This window comes from Streptomyces sp. SID13031 (assembly GCF_010548305.1).
GTDB lineage: Bacteria > Actinomycetota > Actinomycetes > Propionibacteriales > Kribbellaceae > Kribbella.
The window spans coordinates 13,387-29,156 of record NZ_JAAGLV010000002.1 but is presented as its reverse complement, the minus strand read 5'-3'; the positions used below and the strand labels follow the sequence as shown (position 1 = coordinate 29,156).

Below are 15,770 nucleotides of genomic sequence, written 5' to 3'. Positions count from 1 at the left end.
ATGACCGCCCGCCGGAGCTTGCTCGTGCGGCTGCTGGCCGGCGCCGTCCTGATCGCGCTCTGCTCGATCGCGGCGACGGCCTGGCTCGCGGCCCGCAGTACGACGGTCGCCATCCAGCAGCAACAGGGCCAGGCGCTGGCCGACGACGCGAAGATCTACAACACCCTGATCGGGTACGCCGCGACGCACCGCACCTGGTCCGGCGTCGGCAAGGAGATCTCCAAGCTCAGCCACGACACCGGCCGGCAGATCTCCCTCACCACCCGCGACCGCGAACCCCTCGCCGGCCAGCCCGTCCCGGCGAACCAGGTCCAGTCCGCGACCGTCTGGCCGCTCGACCTCAGCTCCGGCCTCGGCGGTACGCCGACCGACGCCGCCGGACAGATCGATGCGCGCGTACTCGGCCCGTTCAAACTCGCCGACGCAGAGAAGACCAGACTCGACGGCGTGGCCCAGCGAGTCCTCAGCTGCGTCCAGAACCGCACGAGCGGACTCGGCAAGATCACCTACGGCCCGACCGGCAGGCCGCAGATCGAGGGAGCGCCGCAGTTCGACCTGGACGAGTGCCGGACGGTCGCGCTGGACGATATCGACACGCAGCAGGCCAAGGCGTACGCGGACCTGCAGAACCGGGTCAACACCTGCCTGGCCAAACGCGGACCGGTCACCCCGATCAAGATCCAGGCCGATCTGAGCTGGACACCGTTCCTCGGCGTCACCACCAGCCAGTTGCAGCCCCAGGCCAGCAGGCCCCGCGAAGAGCCGGCGGTCAAGTCCAGTGCAGCGGCCCCGTTGCCCGACTCCGCAGTCGTCGAAGCCTGCCTGACCGCCTCCCGCCGCGCCCAGCTCACCCCGTACGTCGCTCCGCCGGCGCTGCTGTTCGTGAGCACCCACAGTGAGGCGTCGGCCGAGCTCGACCTGTCGCCCGCCAACCAGAAGCGGATCGCCGGGGTCGCCGCCGCGATCCTCGGTATCACCGTGCTGATCGCCGCGGTCGGCGGAATCCGCCTCGTGCAGCCGCTGCGAGCGCTGACCAAGGCCTCTCGGCAGATGACCAGCGGCGACGAGAACGTCCGGGTGCGAGTGCGGGGCACCGACGAGATCGGCCAACTGTCGCTCGCCTTCAACGAGCTGGCCGATGCCCGGGCCAAGACCGAATCGTTGCGCAGAGCAATGGTCAGCGATATCGCGCACGAGCTGCGGACACCGCTGAGCAACATCCGCGGCTGGCTGGAAGCCGTCGAGGACGGCGTCGCCCAGCCGGACGCGACCTTCATCGCCTCACTCAGCGAGGAAGCCGCCCTGCTGCAACACATTCTCGACGACCTGCGCGACCTGGCCACCGCCGACGCCGGCAACCTGCGGATCCATCCCGAGCGGGTCTACCTCGGATTGTTGCTCGACCAGGTGGCCGGCACCTTCCGGAGCCAGGCCGAGCACGCCGGCATCACGTTGTCCTCGGCAACCATCGGCGACATCGAACTGGAGGCCGACCCGGTCCGGCTGCGGCAAGCCGTCGGCAACCTGGTCGCCAACGCACTCCGCTTCACCCCGGCCGGGGGCAGCGTCCGGATCGAGGGCCGCGTCGACGGTACCGAGGTTGTCATCGACGTGAGCGACACCGGTGCGGGCATCGCCCCCGAGGACCTGCCGAAGGTCTTCGACCGGTTCTGGCGCGCCGAGCAGTCCCGCAACCGTCATACCGGTGGAAGCGGCCTCGGACTGCCGATCGTGCGCAGCCTGATCGAGGCGCACGGCGGCACCACCAGCGCGACCAGCACGCTCGACGAAGGCTCCACCTTCACCCTCCGGTTGCCGCTCTATCCGCTCTACCCGCCGGACGAGGTACGCGTCACCGCCTCCTGATACCAGCGTGCGAACTCACCGCGGAACTGCGGCCGCTCGCGGATCGTGCTCGACCAGGCCAGGATGACGTCGATCGAGTCGCCGGTCGGCAGCATCGCCTTGAAGGTGGCGCCATCCGGGCCGATCGAGGTCAGTACGACGGAGGTCGCCGTCGGCTGGCCGCCGAGCGTACGGACGATCAGCAGCGAATCGTGCGCGTGGTCCTCGTTCATGTGCCGGAGCACGGCGAGCACGATCTCGGGATCGAACGGGTCAGTCATGCCTTGGCCTTCCGTCGGCGGGTCGCCAGGGTGATGGCGACACCGGTGATCAGCAACAACGCTCCGAGGAGCGGCAACCACAGGGACGCACCGCCAGTACTGGCCAGCGCGCCGGTCGGTTTAGTCGGTGCGTTCGTCAACGGCGGCTCCGTGGTGGTGGCCGTCGGTGACGAGGTCGGCGACGAGCTGTTCGTCGGTGTCGGGGAAGGCGTCGGGGAGGGCGTGGGCGTCGGCTTCGCAGTCACTGTGAAGGTCGCCGTGGCGGTGTACTTCACGGCCGCCGACAGCATCACGGTGTGCTCGCCGGCAGCGAACTCCGCGGGTACCTTCCAGCTGAAGGAGACGTTGCCATCGGCATCTGCCCGTTGCTCTCCCAGTACCGTCCCCTCGTCGGGGCCGGCCGTCGCCACGAACTGCAACGGCACCCGGACGTCGAACTCCCGGTTGGCCGTCGAGCGGTGGTCGGTGCGCAGATAGAGCACGCATCCCGTCCGCGCCTCGGTGCAGTCGGTGAGCTCGTCGGCCGCGGAGATCTTCACCGACGCCTTCGCGACCAGGTCGGCCCCGATCGGTACGACGATGTTCTCCGAGCCGGCGTACGGGAAGTTCGTGATCCACTGGGATTCGCCGGACGAGCCGGTCATATCGGCACCGCCGATCGCCGGGGACGCCTGCTTGCCCGGGCCGTTGTCGACCGCGGTCAGGACGTAGAACCCGCTCGGCGCCGCCGTCGTGTTCGCCTTGCTGTTGGTCAGGCCCGTCACGCGAACGTTGACCTTGGCTCCGCTGACGACCTGGAGCTTGCCGCTGACAACCTTCAGTTGCTTGCCGTCGGCCGAGCTGACGATGACGGTCTGGCCGTTCTCGTTGCGGAAGGTGAACTCCGCGGGCTTGCCGGCATCGACGACCGCCTTCACCTTCTGGTCCCTTGGGAAGCCGGTGCCGGTGAGGACGAGCTCCTCGCCGGGCTTGACGTTGCCCGGGGCAACCTTGACCGAGGGCACGGTGACCGTCAGCGCAACCGGTTCGGAGGTCGCCGACCCGGCCTCGTTGCTGTACACCGCGCGGAACCTGGCGTCATGGTCGGCAGCCGTGACGGCGGTCAGGAACAGCGTTCTCGTCAGCGCGGACGGCGAGGAGATCGGGGTCCAGGTCTTGCCGGCGTCGTCGCTGCGCTCCCACTGCACCGACGGCGCCGGAGTACCGGTGGCGATTGCCGTGAAGGACACGTTTCCGCCAGCAATGGTTGTTGCTGGCAACGGCTGGGTGGTGATTGCCGGTAGCACCGGCTGCGGGCCGGCCGGCTTGAATTTGATTGCCTGGAAGACGTCCTGGCTGCGATCGCCGCGGCGGTCGACCTCGACGTTGTCGGAGGCAAGCGGTGAGTTGAAGCTCGCGATATAGCAAGGCACGGCCACGCAGTCCACGTCGGCGCCCTCGTTGCTGAACTTCACCGTCGCCTCGACGGAGGCCTCGAATGTGCCGGTCGCCGAGGTCACGACGCGTTGGGCGCCCGAGAACGGCGACGGGTTCGATTCGCCCGACTTGCCCTGCGGCGTCTGCGCGACGTACAGGGCTCTGTTGGCCGCGAAGCCGGTGCCCTTGACCGTGACGGCCTGCTTGTCGGCGACGTCGGTGTTCGGCGTGACCGTCAGGATCGGAGTACTGGGAGTGGTGAAGGTGAGCGGCTTCAGGAGTTCCTGGGCCGCGTTCGGTGCGGCACCGCCGGCGGCGTACGTCGCGATGCCATAGGTGCCCTTGGCCGTGTCGGCCGGCTTGACCGCGAGGGTCGTCTCGAAGGTGCCGTCGGGTTTGAGGGTCACGTACGCCGGGTTCGCGCCGCCGGGACGGGATGCGTCGGGGAGTGCCCACTTCTGGTCAAGGACGCGACGGGACTCGGCCGGCGCGTTCTCGGACGGACGCCAGGTCGCGTCGAAGCTGCCGAAGACGACGTACACGCCTGCAGGCAGGCCGGGCGTTACGGGCGGGCGGGTCGACAGGTTGGCGGCCGGATCGAAGCCCGAGCCGCGAACCGTGACGGTGAGGCCTGCCGCGGGCACGCCGGTGACCGGCTGGCCGTCCGGACCGACGAGGTCGAACTTCGGCTCCCAGACCGGCGTCGGCGTCTGCTTGAGCGAGAAGCTGATCGGGTCGAGCGCAGTACCGGCGGTGTAGAAGTTGGCGAACGCTGGGACGCCGGCTTCGGTGAGTTTGGTGGCGGCGCCGACGACTGTCGCGACGCCGTCCTTGATGACAACGGGTTTGGTGGCGAGGTCGATGTCGGCGAGCGCGAGATCGTCGTACGTGGTCAGCTGGCCGTTCTCCAGGCTCTTGCTGATCACGTCGGCGACCACGGAACCCGTTGTACCGTTGAGTTTCACGCGCACGTCGGAGACGGTGACCTCGAGCAGCGGGTTGCCCGGCTGGGTCTCGTGACCCTTGAAGTAGGCGCCGCCGGTACCGACCGGGAAGCGGAAGGTGCCATCGGCGTTCCGCGTCGTGGGCGGGCGCATGGTGATCGAGCCGTGCGCGATGTTGCCCTCGATGTAGTTGCGGAACGAGAGCTTCAACCCCCAGTCGATCGTGTCGACGGGCGGGGCGCCCGGATCGGGATCCCCACCACCACCCGCAAACGCAACCGGCACCGTGAGCTCATGCCCGGCGTTGACCGCGCCACCACCCGGATAGGTGTAAACCCCGTAGTTGCGCGGATTCTCGGCAACCTTCTTGGCCTTGACCTTCACCTCGAAGGTGCCATCTTCGTTCAGCTTGACCAGCCGCGGGATCTGATTGGAGAAGTCCCGGCTGACCTGATCAAACGAAACCTGCGGCAACGCCCACTTGGTATCCAGCAACGTCCGCGTCGACGAGTCGGCCCCGGTCGACGGCCGCCAACCCTCCGCAAACGACCCGAACACCACATAAACCCCAGCCGGCTGCCCAGGAGTCACCGGCACCCGCAAACTCGCATTGGCCACCGGATCAAACCCAGACCCCTTGACGGTGAGCTCTTCACCTTCAGCTACACCAGCGGTCTTGGAAACCTCGATCTTCGGCACCCACTCCTGCTGCTGCGCAACAGGAGTGGGAGAAGCCGAGACGCCGGAGGCGGTGCTGGCCAAGGCGCTCGTCGCCACCAGCACTGCAGCCAGCGCCGCGATACCTCGCCGGGCCATCCCCCGCACATCTTGGCCGATGGTCGCCCCTTGGGCGGCCGAGGCGGGTAGGCGGTGCCTCATGCGTGGTTCTCCTTGACGGTCTTGCGGCGGCGGGTGGTGATGAGGAGGATCGCGCCGGCTACCAGCAGGGCCAGGGCGGCGATCAGGAAAGCGGTGGGGATGCCGCCGGTGCTGGCCAGCTTTCCGGTGGGCTTCTTCTCCGGGACAGTGGTGCTGTTGTTCGACGTGGTCGCGCCGGGCGTCGGCTGCTTGGTTGGCGCGGTGCTCGTCGGAGTGCTGCTCGTGGCGCCGGTGAAGGTGACGGGGATGAGGACGTCGGCGCTGCGGTCGGCGGTACGGGTGTGGTCGGCTCTAGTGCCAACCACGCAGCCAAGCGGTGCCGCCTTCTTGTCCAGGCAGTTGGTGAACTGGTCTTTGGCCTTGATCGTCAGCGTCACCTCGAAGGAGCCCTTGCCGTCAACCTTGGTGAAAGGTTTCGCCAGCCCCTCGCCGTACGACGGCGGGTTCGACGAGATCCACGCCGACGAGCCCGACGCCCCCTGCATGTCGACGCCTCCCAGGCACGGCGACGGCATCTGCCCAGCGCCCTTGTTCACGCAGAACACGACGTAGATCCCCTTGTTCAGGTCGAATCCACGCCCGCGCACGATCACCGAAGTACCGGCCGGATCCAGCCCGGTACTGCGGCTGGCGGTCACCTCCTGCCCCGACGGCCCCGTCGCCGCCTGCGCGACCCCCGCGGGTACCAGCGCTAGTACGGCGACACCGATCAGGCCCAAAAACCTTCTCAAGATCCATCCCTCCCCAGCTGCAGAACCCGTGTCGCGCCACCTGACGAACGACACGGGTTATGCAGGTTAGCCTCACCTAACACACAGTTGGTTAGGCTAACCTAAGTCTCGTGACCCCACAATCGGGCCCGCCGGCCACCGCACAGCCGCCGTTCTCGCAGCGCTTCCGGGAACGCAGCATCCTCATGCATCGAGAGACCGGAGGAAGCACCTATCTCGCCGCGCTGACCGACGGCCGGCTCGACCTGACCGCCTACGCGGCACTCGTCAGCCAGCACACGGTCATCTACCGCACGCTCGAACAGCTCGGCGACGCCTTCGCCGACGACCCGATCGCCGGCAAGTTCGCCTTCCCCGAGCTCGCCCGCCGCCCACACCTGGAGGCCGACCTGGCCTTCCTCCAAGCGCGCGGCATCCCGATCTCCGAGCCGACCGAGGCCACTACCCGTTACGTCGAACGCCTGACCGAGCTGGCCGGCTGGCCCGCCGGCTTCGTGGCGCACCACTACGTCCGGTACCTCGGCGACATCTCCGGTGGCCAGGCGATCGGCCGGCAGGTCGCGACGGCGTACGGGCTGGTACCCGGCGGCGACGGCGTGCGGTTCTACGTCTTCGACAACGTCAAACCCAAGCCGTTCAAGGAGAACTACCGCGCTCTGCTCGACGCCGCGCCCCTCGACGAGCGTGAGCAGGACGAGGTGCTCGACGAGGTACTGCTCGCCTACCGGCTCAACGTCGAGGTGCTGACCGAGCTAGCCGAGCAACTGCTCCCGCACTACCCGCAGGTCGCCTCGTGACCCGTCCCCTCCTGGCGGCAATCCTCCTGCTCACAGTCACCGCCTGCGCGGGCCCGTCCGACGCGGCATCACCCGGTACTACGACAGCCGACGCCTGCCGCCCCGCGGTCAAGGGGTTCGCCGTCACGGCGGATGCTGACGGCAAGCCGCTTCCCAAGCCGACGGAAACCCCGCTGCAGGAAGCGAAGGACCCGCACACCCTCACCGGCCCGTCGACGGCGACGCTGGCAGACCATGGCATCCACCCGGTCGAGTCCACCCAGGAGCCCAGGCTCCCGGTCGAGGTGAAGTCCTGCGACGGCAAGTCCGTGCAGGTGAAGGACGTCAGCCGGATCATCCCGGTCGACCTCTACGGCACGCTGGCCGAGATCGTCTTCAGCCTCGGCCTCGGTGACAAGGCTGTCGGGCGGGACACCTCCACCGGCTTCCCCGAGGCGGCCAAGCTGCCCAAGGTCACGCCGTCCGCGCACGACCTGAACGCCGAGGCGATCCTCGCGCTCGACCCGACCGTGGTGCTGACCGACAAGAGCATCGGCCCGCCCGAGGTACTCGAGCAGCTCCGCGCCTCCGGGGTCGCGGTCGTCTTCTTCGACGACGCGCGCACGATGGACGGCCTGCCGAGTCAGGTCCGCGCGGTCGCGGCAGCGCTCGGCGTACCGGAGCGCGGCGAGCAGCTGGTACGCCGTACGCAGGGCGAGATCGTCAAGGCGCTGTCTCTCGCGCCGGATGGCACGACGCCGCTGCGGATGACGTTCCTGTACGTCCGGGGCACGGCCGGCGTCTACCTGATGAGCGGTCCCGGGTCGGGCGCCGACGCGATGATCATGTCCATCGGCGGCGTCGACACCGGTACGGACATCGGCTTGACCAAACCGTTCGTCCCGTTGACCAGCGAGGCGCTGATCCGGTCCCAACCAGACTTAATCATCGTCATGACCGAAGGTCTGAAGTCGATCAAGGGCGTGGACGGACTGGTCAAGCTTCCTGGGATCGCGCAGACCCCGGCCGGCCGCAACCGCCGGGTCGTCGACATGAGCGACACCGACCTCCTGGGCTTCGGCCCGCGTACCGGCCGCACCGTGGAAGCCTTGGCCAAGGCGGTCTACACCCCACCGCAGTCGTGAGGCTTCGCAAACTCAGCTTGGTCACCGGGCTCGTTGTAGTACTGCTGGTCATGGCCGTCGTCGCCGCGGGGGCCGGGCAGCTGCCGATCCCCGCCAGCGAGATCGTCGGCTCGGTGATGCATCGCTTAGATCATGGCTTGGAACAAGTGCTGCATCTCGACCTGCCCTTCGACGTCGGCCCGATGCCGCATCATCCGCAAGGGGACAACGCCCTCTGGAAGGTGCGGTTCCCGCGGGTGACGCTGGCCGTGCTGGTCGGTGCGTCGCTGGCGACGGCGGGCGCGCTGATGCAGGGGATCTTCGGCAACCCGCTGGCCGAGCCGTCCGTGGTCGGTGTCTCGTCGGGGGCGGCGGTCGGCGCGAGTCTGGTGATCGTCACCGGGGTGACCTTCCTCGGCAACTGGACGATCGCCGCGGCCGCCTTCGTCACCGGGCTCATCACCACCTTGCTCGTTCATGTGCTGTCGCGAGCCGGCGGGAAGACCGCGGTGGTCACGTTGGTACTGACCGGGATCGCGGTCAACGCGTTGACCTTCACGTTGATCTCGTTCGCCACCTTCATCGCGAACACGAGCGCCCGCGAGCAGCTCGTCTTCTGGCAGCTCGGGAGTCTCAACGGCGCGACCTGGCAGGCCGTCGGCGCCGTCCTGCCGTTCACGATCGTCGGGCTGACGGCCGCCTTCGCGCTCTCCCACAAACTCGATCTGCTCTCGCTCGGCGACCGATCGGCTGCTCACCTCGGTGTCGACGTGGAACGCCTGCGCCTGTTCGCGATCGTCGTGGTCGCGTTGCTCGTCGGCGCTTCGGTGGCCTTCTCCGGCATCATCGGGTTCGTCGGCCTCGTCGTCCCGCACCTGATCAGGATGATCGCCGGGCCCGGCCACCGGTTGTTGCTTCCGGCAAGCGCTCTGGGCGGTGCCGTGCTGGTGATCACCGCCGACCTGATCGCCCGCACCCTGATCCGCAACGCCGACCTCCCGATCGGGATGATCACCTCACTCGTCGGCGCGCCGTTCTTCTTCTGGCTCCTCCGCCGCACCCGAAGCCGCCAGGGCGGCTGGGGATGAAGCGCCGCCTCCCGGCCCGCCTCGACCCCGGTACGACGATCGCCGCCGTCCGCGACCTCCACGTCCGCCTGGGCGGCACCAAGATCCTCGACGGCGTCACCCTCGACGTCTCGGCCGGCCAAGTGCTCGCACTGGTCGGCCCGAACGGCGCCGGCAAGTCGACCCTGCTCAGCGCGCTCTGCGGCGACCTCCCGATCGAGAGCGGCGAAGCCCTTCTCTACAACGAGCCCCTCTCGCACTGGTCCGCCGTCGAGATGGCGATGCGCCGCGCGGCGATGTTGCAACAGGCAACGATCTCGTTCCCTTTCAGCGTGGCGCAGATCGTCGAGATGGGGCGTGCGCCGTGGTCCGGCACTGATCGCTGCGACCTCGACGAAGACGTGGTCCGCACCGCGATGGAGTTGGCTGACATAGTCCCCTTCGGCGAGCGAGTCTTCAGCTCGCTGTCCGGCGGTGAACGAGCCCGCGTCTCGCTGGCCCGAGCCCTGGCTCAGCAATCCCAACTCCTCTTGCTAGACGAGCCGACAGCAGCCCTCGACCTACACCACCAAGAGGACGTCCTCCAGCTAGCCCGCCGCCAAGCAACTGAAGGTGACGCGGTAGTCATCGTCCTCCACGACCTCAACCTCGCCGCCGGCTACGCCGACCAAGTCGCAGTCCTCTCGCACGGCCAGCTAGCTGCGAGCGGCGCTCCGGCCGAGGTGCTGACAGCCGAACTGCTGACTGAGGTCTACCAGCACGAGGTCGAGGTCTGGCCGCATCCCACCACGGGCGAGCCAGTGATCCTTCCGCGCCGGCTGACCGCCAATCACCCGGCCACACCAGACCAGTTTCGCTGGGATGCGCTTGACACCCGTGATGCCCGTCCTGACTAACCGGCTTTGGGCTGACCCGGCTGGGCAGGGCGGCGGGAGGCGGTGATGATGGGGTCGGTTTCGTCGTCGAATTCGCCGATGACCTCTTCGAGGAGGTCTTCCAGGGCGACTACGCCCAGCGGCACCTCGCCTTCCTCGACGACGGCCAACTGCGACCGCCGTTCTCGCATCAACCGGATCGCCGCCGCGACCGGCGTACCAGCGGGCAACCGCAACGGCTCCGTCATCAACTCGGAGGCCCGAAGCGTCGTCCCACCACGAGTGGTCGCGCGAGCGGCATCGCTCACATGGACGATCCCGCAGACGGCGGACGTCCCAGGCGTCACCACAGCGAGCCGCGAGTGTCCCTCGCGGCGGCTGGTCAGCTCGACCTCGCGAGCACTCGCCGACGCGGGCACAGTGGACACTTGAGCCGTCGGCGTCATCACCTGCGCGACCGTCGTGTTCTGCAACGCGAGCATCGCGGTCAGCAGGTCGTGTTCTGGCGCCTCGAGCGTTCCGTGCTCGCGCGACGACTCGATCAGCAACCGCAGCTCGTCCGGACCGTGGGCGTTGGCCAGCTCGTTCTGCGGCGACACCTTCACCAGCCGCAGACACAGATTGGCCATCGCGTTGAGCACGATCAGCAAGGGCCGGACGGCATACGTGAAACCCCGGAACGGTAACGCCAGCAGCAGCGCCGAGCGCTCGGGATCGCTGATCGCCCACGACTTCGGCGCCATCTCCCCCAGCAGCACATGCAACAGGCCGATCCCGCCGACCGCGATGATCAGCGCGATCACATGTCCGACGTCCTCGGGCAGTCCGGCCAACTCGAACAACGGATGCAGCAGATCGGCCACCGCGGGCTCCGACAACGACCCGAGCCCCAGCGTGCACAAGGTGATCCCGAGCTGAGCACCCGCGAGCATCAACGACAACTCGCTGACTCCCGCGATCGCCGCCCGCGCCGAGCGCGAACCCGACGCGGCCGCCTGCTCGAGCCGGTGCCGCTTGGACGCGACGAGCGCGAACTCCGCCGAGACGAAGAACCCGTTGAGGATCAGCAGCAGCAACGAGATCAGCAACGCCACCGTAGTACTCATGAGAGGCGCTCCAGTACGACGATGCCGGGCACATGCCGCAGTACGGTCTGGACCCGGAGCTGGACGAGTTCGGTGGGCACCGGCCGCCCGTCATGGTCGAAGCGGCGCGGCAGCTCGACCACCAACTCGTCCAGCACGACGGGAACCCGTCCGAGCCGGGCCATGATCAGCCCGGAGACCGTGTCGTAGTCCTCGTCCTCGGGCAGCTGGACCCCGATCGCCTCGGCCACCTGATCGATCCGCCAGCGAGCCGGCAACGTCCACGACCCGTCGGCGTTCTCGATCAGCTCCGCCTCGGGCAGATCGTCCTCATCGCGGATCTCACCGACCAACTCCTCGGCGATGTCCTCCAGCGACACCACCCCGGCGAACCCGCCGAACTCGTCGACCACGATGGCCAGCTGGCGATGCGCAGTACGAAGGGCCTGCAGTACTGCGGGCAGCGGCAACGTGGACGGTACGACGACGGGCTCTGACGCCAGCGAGCCGGCCAGGACGTGGAACCGGTCGGCGGGCTCCACCTCGACGACGTCGCCGATCGCGATCACGCCGACCACCTCGTCGACCGATTCGCCGATCACCGGGAACCGGCTGTGCCCGGTGTCGAGCAGCTCCACCACCCGGGTCAGCAGCGCGTCGCGGTGCACGGTGATCACGTCGACCCGCGGCGTCATCACCTCGTCGGCGTTGCGGTGCCGGAAGTCGAGCCCGCGGTCGAGCAGCCGCATCGTGTCCTGATCCAGCCGGCCCTGCTCGTACGAGGTGGCGATGATCCGGTCCAGGTCCTGTGCGGTGGCGCCCTGTGGGAGCTCCTCGACCGGCTCGATCCCGACCCGGCGCAGGATCCGGTTCGAGGTGGCGTCGAAGACGTGGATCAGCGGGCCGGCGACGGTCAGGTAGATCAGCGTCGATCGCGACAGCCGCAAGGCGATCGCCTCGGCCCGCGCGATCGCGAGGTTCTTCGGCGCCAGTTCACCGAAGACCATCTGGATGATCGTTGCCAACAGCAACGCCAAGATCACCGAGATCGTCAGGCTGATGCTCGCCGGCAGGCCGGCCGTGCCGAGCAGATCCTCCAAACCGGCGCCCAGGTAGGGCTGTGCGACATACCCGGCCAGCAGCGCGGTGACGGTGATGCCCACCTGGGCGCCGGACAGCACGAAGGAAAGCCGGGACGTCACCTTCAGCGCCCTGGCCGCGGCGGGGTTTCCCCGGTCGGCCAGTGCCTGCAGCCTGTTCCGGTCGACGGCGACGTAGGAGAACTCCTGGGCCACGAAGTAGCCGGTGGCAACGGTCAACGCGAGGATCAGCACCAAGCCGATCACGATCAACATGCAGTGACTTTACGAGAACTCCCACTACTGGAGGACCGCGGGGTTCATCCGGCGGTCACAACATTGCGGGTCTCCTCACATAGACCGCGAGCTTAGCCAAGGCTAACCTAAGCTGCATGGACATGTTGCGGCGACCATTCGTAGGCACGGTGATCCAGACCAAGACCCTCAACCGGCAGCTGATCCGGGTCACGGTGACCTCGCCGGAGCTCAACCGGTTCGAGTACTGCGGCCCTGATCAGCTGGTCCGCGTCTTCCTGCCGCCCCATCCGGAGGCGGAGCTGGTACTCCCGAAGACCGAGGCCTGGTGGCCCGAGCTGCAGTCGATGGACGAGAACCAGCGGCCGGTACTGCGGAACTACACCGTGCGCAGCCTCGACCCGGTCGCGCGCACGATGAACATCGACTTCGTGATCCACAGCGAGCACGCCGGCCCCGGTTCGACCTGGGCGGTGAACGCCATCCGTGGCGACCGGATCGGGCTGCTCAGCGACGGCGCCGACTACCAGCCGCCGGAGGACACCGACTGGCAACTGCTGATCGGCGACGAGACGGCGTTGCCCGCAATCGCCTCGATCATCGAGCAACTCCCGCCGGACGCTCGCGCGCTGGCCTTCGTCGAGGTCGGCGACCGCGAGGACGAGCTGCCGATCGCCCGCCACCCGGGTGTCCGCTTCCACTGGCTGCACCGCGGCGATACGAGCCCCGGCAACAGCGACGTCGTACTGCGTCGCCTGCGCGAAACCCCACTCCCCACCGGCCGGGCCTATGCCTGGGTGGCCGGTGAGTCCTCCCTGGTCACCTCGGTACGCCGCCACCTGGTCGCCGAACGCGGGCTGGAAAAACTCCAGGTCTACTTCTGCGGCTACTGGCGACGAATGGAGACTCCTACTTAGGCGGCGGCCTTCCAATCCGGGTGGCCGGGCATCGCGGGGAGCTTGGTGCCATACAGCCAGGAGCGGAGGAACGGGCCGAGTTCGGTGCGCGCGACCTTCGAGGCGGTCGCGATGAAGTCCTCGGTACTTCCGATGCCGTTCGCATGGTCGCGGACCCACGCGCGCTCGATCTGGCTCTGCAGACCTCGGGCGGCGATCCAGGCGTCTTGGTAGAAGACCGCATGCCCCTCGTTGAGCCACAAGTCCGACCAGGTCTTCGGCGAGACCGAGTTGCCGAACCATTCGTGCGAGACCTCGTGCAGGACGACGCCGTCCATACCGTTGTTCTCGAACCCTTCCTTGGTCATCTGATCCGCCGACAGCAAGGTGAGGCCCTGGGTCTCCAGCTCACCGCCGACCGGCGCGATGTACGCGCCCTGCCCGGACGCCGGGGAACCGCCCCAGCCGCTGCTCCATGAACCGGACCGAGTCGTCGAACGACTACCTCGAACCTATTGACGCCTGGGCGCGCCGACATCGTCCCCCGGGGCGGGACCGGACCTCATCCCCAGGTCGTAGCCGGCGTACGGGCTCGCGCTAAGCCTGCGGCTTGTCGACCTGCTGGGGCTCCTCGACCGGCTGGGGTTTCTCGACCTGCTGGGGTTTCTCGACCTGCTTGGGTTTCTCGGCCGTCGTGGGCTGGTCGTCGGCTGTTTGGGCTTTCTCGCTGATCTTGCGGAACTCGACCAGTGCCTTGGCCGCGTTGCGGGTCAGGTCGGGGAGCTTGTTCGCGCCGAAGAGGAACACGACGATGACGAGCAGCACGATCCACTCGCCGCCCTCGGGCAGCGCCAGTAGTGAAGCCATGACGATCCTTCTTTCCGGTGTCCTCGTCCAAGGTACTTCGGTGCGAACGTAGGGTTGCGGCGTGACCCTTCCTGAGCTGTTCGGCGCCGCAGTCCGGCGGGATGGCGCCAACCCGTTCCTGACCTACTACGACGACGTCACCGGCGAGCGAATCGAGCTCAGCGCGGTCACCACCGCGAACTGGGTGGCGAAGACGGCCAACCTGCTCGTCGACGAGTACGACCTGGAGGCCGGCGAGACCGTCGCCATCGGGCTGCCGCCGCACTGGCTGGGTGTCGTTTGGGCGTTGTCGACCTGGTCGGCCGGCGCGACCGTCACCACCGGTGAGGGGGATCTGGCCATCACCGGTCCGGACTTCCGCGTCCGCGGATCGCGCGAGACGATCGCTTCCGCGTTGCTGCCCCTCGGTGGGCGGTTCCGCGAGCCGGTGCCCGAGGGGATCCACGACTACGGCGCCGAGGTCTACAACCATCCGGATCTGTTCGTACCGTTCGACCCGCCGACGGCCTCCGCAGCGGCGTACGACGAGCAGACGCACGCCGACCTGATCGCGGCCGCCGAGCCGATCACCGACCGCGTACTCACCACCACCTCGCTCGTCGTACCGGCCGGTCTCGGCACGTTGGTCGGGGTGATCTCGGGTGGCGGTTCAATCGTGCTCTGCCGCAACCTGGACCCGGCGAAGCTCGATCGGCGGATCTCGGACGAGAAGGTCGATCGCGTGCTGGAGGGCCTTTAAATGCAGCGTTTCGAGGGGAAGGTCGCGCTCGTCACGGCGGGTGCGCAGGGAATCGGCGCGGCGGTCGCGCGACGGATCGCGGCTGAGGGTGGGTCGGTGGTCATCACCGACCTGCAGGAGGACAAGATCAGCGCCCTCGCCGCCGAGCTCGGCGATGCGCTTGCTGTCCGCCTCGACGTGACAGTGCGGTCGCAGGTCGACGCCGCGGTCGCGGCGACGGTCGAGCACTTCGGCCGGCTGGACGTGCTGGTCAACAACGCGGGCGGCTGCATCGTCGGGGCGGTCCCCGAAGACACCACGGACGAAGACTGGCACCGCCAGTTGGACCTGACCCTGGTCGGCGCCGCCCGGTGCATCCAGGCATCCCTGCCCCACTTGGTGAAAACCAAGGGAAATGTCGTCACGATCAGTTCGGTCAACGGCCTCGCCGCCTTCGGCAACATCGAGTACGCCGCCGCGAAGGCCGGCCAGATCGCCATCACCCAGAACTTCGCCGCCCGCTACGGCGGCATGGGCGTCCGCTTCAACGTGGTCGCCCCCGGCACCATCAACACCCCGAACTGGGACGACCAGCCCGACACCCTGGAAAAGTTCAAAGCCCTCTACCCACTGGGCCGGGTCGGCGAACCCGAAGACGTAGCCGCCGCAGTAGCCTTCCTGGCCTCCTCCGACGCCTCCTGGATCACCGGCCACACCCTCCCCGTGGAAGGCGGAGTCCTCACCGGCCCCGGCCTGCTGGACCTGACCCCCTCAGGCCCCTTCCGCAAGGACTACCCAACAACCTGACCCACCGCCTGGTGATGCTGACCGTCACCTCGCCAACTGGACAGATTCAGGTGCTCCGATCCGTCCGGTCTGACCAGGCCTGCGGGTCTGCCCCCAATCTGCCCTCCGAAGGCCTTCGTGTCGCA

General features: G+C 68.0%; 15 protein-coding genes. 8 read left to right on the top strand and 7 right to left on the bottom strand.

All coding sequences use genetic code 11. From position 1 onward, the window contains the following. Window positions 1–1,866, top strand: a complete 1,866-nt coding sequence (locus tag G3I17_RS04235; RefSeq protein WP_164594287.1) for an ATP-binding protein — start codon at window positions 1–3, stop codon at window positions 1,864–1,866. Here the strand turns inward: G3I17_RS04235 and G3I17_RS04230 are convergent. Genes G3I17_RS04230 through G3I17_RS04220 form a run of 3 tightly spaced genes read right to left on the bottom strand, consistent with a single transcriptional unit; the run spans window position 1,830 to window position 6,096 of the window. After that, the gene (locus tag G3I17_RS04230) at window positions 1,830–2,126 is read right to left on the bottom strand and encodes a DUF2470 domain-containing protein (RefSeq protein WP_164594284.1); all 297 of its coding nucleotides are present in this window, start codon (window positions 2,124–2,126) and stop codon (window positions 1,830–1,832) included. The two genes, G3I17_RS04235 and G3I17_RS04230, sit on opposite strands and share 37 nt — an antisense overlap. Then, entirely contained in the window at window positions 2,123–5,365 is a 3,243-nt protein-coding gene (locus tag G3I17_RS04225) for an HtaA domain-containing protein (protein WP_164594282.1), read from the bottom strand. The genes G3I17_RS04230 and G3I17_RS04225 overlap by 4 nt, the downstream gene beginning before the upstream one ends. Beyond that, window positions 5,362–6,096 (bottom strand): hypothetical protein, encoded by a 735-nt coding sequence (locus G3I17_RS04220; RefSeq protein WP_164594280.1) that lies wholly within the window; start codon window positions 6,094–6,096, stop codon window positions 5,362–5,364. Before G3I17_RS04220 ends, G3I17_RS04225 begins: the two co-directional genes overlap by 4 nt. Before the next feature lie 110 nt (window positions 6,097–6,206). Between G3I17_RS04220 and G3I17_RS04215 the strand changes: the two genes are divergently transcribed. Genes G3I17_RS04215 through G3I17_RS04200 form a run of 4 tightly spaced genes read left to right on the top strand, consistent with a single transcriptional unit; the run spans window position 6,207 to window position 9,959 of the window. After that, window positions 6,207–6,893, top strand: a complete 687-nt coding sequence (locus tag G3I17_RS04215) for a biliverdin-producing heme oxygenase (RefSeq protein WP_203589743.1) — start codon at window positions 6,207–6,209, stop codon at window positions 6,891–6,893. Then, a complete protein-coding gene (locus G3I17_RS04210; protein ID WP_203589742.1) occupies window positions 6,890–8,017 on the top strand; it encodes an ABC transporter substrate-binding protein in 1,128 nt (375 codons plus the stop codon). Before G3I17_RS04215 ends, G3I17_RS04210 begins: the two co-directional genes overlap by 4 nt. Window positions 8,018–8,067: 50 nt before the next feature. Continuing rightward, entirely contained in the window at window positions 8,068–9,084 is a 1,017-nt protein-coding gene (locus G3I17_RS04205; RefSeq protein ID WP_203589827.1) for an iron ABC transporter permease, read from the top strand. Then, entirely contained in the window at window positions 9,081–9,959 is an 879-nt protein-coding gene (locus tag G3I17_RS04200) for a heme ABC transporter ATP-binding protein (protein ID WP_164594276.1), read from the top strand. Before G3I17_RS04205 ends, G3I17_RS04200 begins: the two co-directional genes overlap by 4 nt. On the opposite strand, the gene G3I17_RS04195 is transcribed toward G3I17_RS04200, so the two are convergent. Both G3I17_RS04195 and G3I17_RS04190 read right to left on the bottom strand, forming a co-directional pair. Beyond that, window positions 9,956–11,044, bottom strand: a complete 1,089-nt coding sequence (locus G3I17_RS04195; RefSeq protein WP_164594274.1) for a hemolysin family protein — start codon at window positions 11,042–11,044, stop codon at window positions 9,956–9,958. The two genes, G3I17_RS04200 and G3I17_RS04195, sit on opposite strands and share 4 nt — an antisense overlap. Continuing rightward, window positions 11,041–12,378: a hemolysin family protein gene (locus G3I17_RS04190; protein ID WP_164594272.1), complete on the bottom strand. Its 1,338-nt coding sequence runs from the start codon at window positions 12,376–12,378 to the stop codon at window positions 11,041–11,043. Before G3I17_RS04190 ends, G3I17_RS04195 begins: the two co-directional genes overlap by 4 nt. Before the next feature lie 116 nt (window positions 12,379–12,494). Here G3I17_RS04190 and G3I17_RS04185 point away from each other — a divergent pair, with 116 nt between their 5' ends. Then, window positions 12,495–13,274, top strand: a complete 780-nt coding sequence (locus tag G3I17_RS04185; protein ID WP_164594270.1) for a siderophore-interacting protein — start codon at window positions 12,495–12,497, stop codon at window positions 13,272–13,274. Here G3I17_RS04185 and G3I17_RS04180 read toward each other — a convergent pair. Together G3I17_RS04180 and G3I17_RS04175 are read right to left on the bottom strand one after the other, a co-directional pair. After that, window positions 13,271–13,639: a M1 family aminopeptidase gene (locus G3I17_RS04180; RefSeq protein ID WP_275402374.1), complete on the bottom strand. Its 369-nt coding sequence runs from the start codon at window positions 13,637–13,639 to the stop codon at window positions 13,271–13,273. The two genes, G3I17_RS04185 and G3I17_RS04180, sit on opposite strands and share 4 nt — an antisense overlap. A 211-nt stretch (window positions 13,640–13,850) precedes the next feature. Continuing rightward, a complete protein-coding gene (locus G3I17_RS04175) occupies window positions 13,851–14,120 on the bottom strand; it encodes a twin-arginine translocase TatA/TatE family subunit (protein WP_164594266.1) in 270 nt (89 codons plus the stop codon). A 61-nt stretch (window positions 14,121–14,181) separates the two neighbouring features. On the opposite strand from G3I17_RS04175, the gene G3I17_RS04170 reads away from it, so the two are divergent. Together G3I17_RS04170 and G3I17_RS04165 are read left to right on the top strand one after the other, a co-directional pair. Beyond that, a complete protein-coding gene (locus G3I17_RS04170) occupies window positions 14,182–14,859 on the top strand; it encodes a TIGR03089 family protein (RefSeq protein WP_164594264.1) in 678 nt (225 codons plus the stop codon). Beyond that, complete coding sequence (locus G3I17_RS04165) at window positions 14,860–15,645, top strand: SDR family NAD(P)-dependent oxidoreductase (RefSeq protein WP_164594262.1); 786 nt, start codon at window positions 14,860–14,862, stop codon at window positions 15,643–15,645. Window positions 15,646–15,770: the final 125 nt, after the last annotated feature.

Coding starts and splice junctions, on each gene's coding strand:
- G3I17_RS04235 (WP_164594287.1), top strand. CDS start 1: ATGACCGCCCGCCGGAGCTTGCTCGTGCGGCTGCTGGCCGGCGCCGTC.
- G3I17_RS04230 (WP_164594284.1), bottom strand. CDS start 2,126: ATGACTGACCCGTTCGATCCCGAGATCGTGCTCGCCGTGCTCCGGCAC.
- G3I17_RS04225 (WP_164594282.1), bottom strand. CDS start 5,365: ATGAGGCACCGCCTACCCGCCTCGGCCGCCCAAGGGGCGACCATCGGC.
- G3I17_RS04205 (WP_203589827.1), top strand. CDS start 8,068: ATGGCCGTCGTCGCCGCGGGGGCCGGGCAGCTGCCGATCCCCGCCAGC.
- G3I17_RS04200 (WP_164594276.1), top strand. CDS start 9,081: ATGAAGCGCCGCCTCCCGGCCCGCCTCGACCCCGGTACGACGATCGCC.
- G3I17_RS04195 (WP_164594274.1), bottom strand. CDS start 11,044: ATGAGTACTACGGTGGCGTTGCTGATCTCGTTGCTGCTGCTGATCCTC.
- G3I17_RS04190 (WP_164594272.1), bottom strand. CDS start 12,378: ATGTTGATCGTGATCGGCTTGGTGCTGATCCTCGCGTTGACCGTTGCC.
- G3I17_RS04185 (WP_164594270.1), top strand. CDS start 12,495: ATGGACATGTTGCGGCGACCATTCGTAGGCACGGTGATCCAGACCAAG.
- G3I17_RS04175 (WP_164594266.1), bottom strand. CDS start 14,120: ATGGCTTCACTACTGGCGCTGCCCGAGGGCGGCGAGTGGATCGTGCTG.
- G3I17_RS04165 (WP_164594262.1), top strand. CDS start 14,860: ATGCAGCGTTTCGAGGGGAAGGTCGCGCTCGTCACGGCGGGTGCGCAG.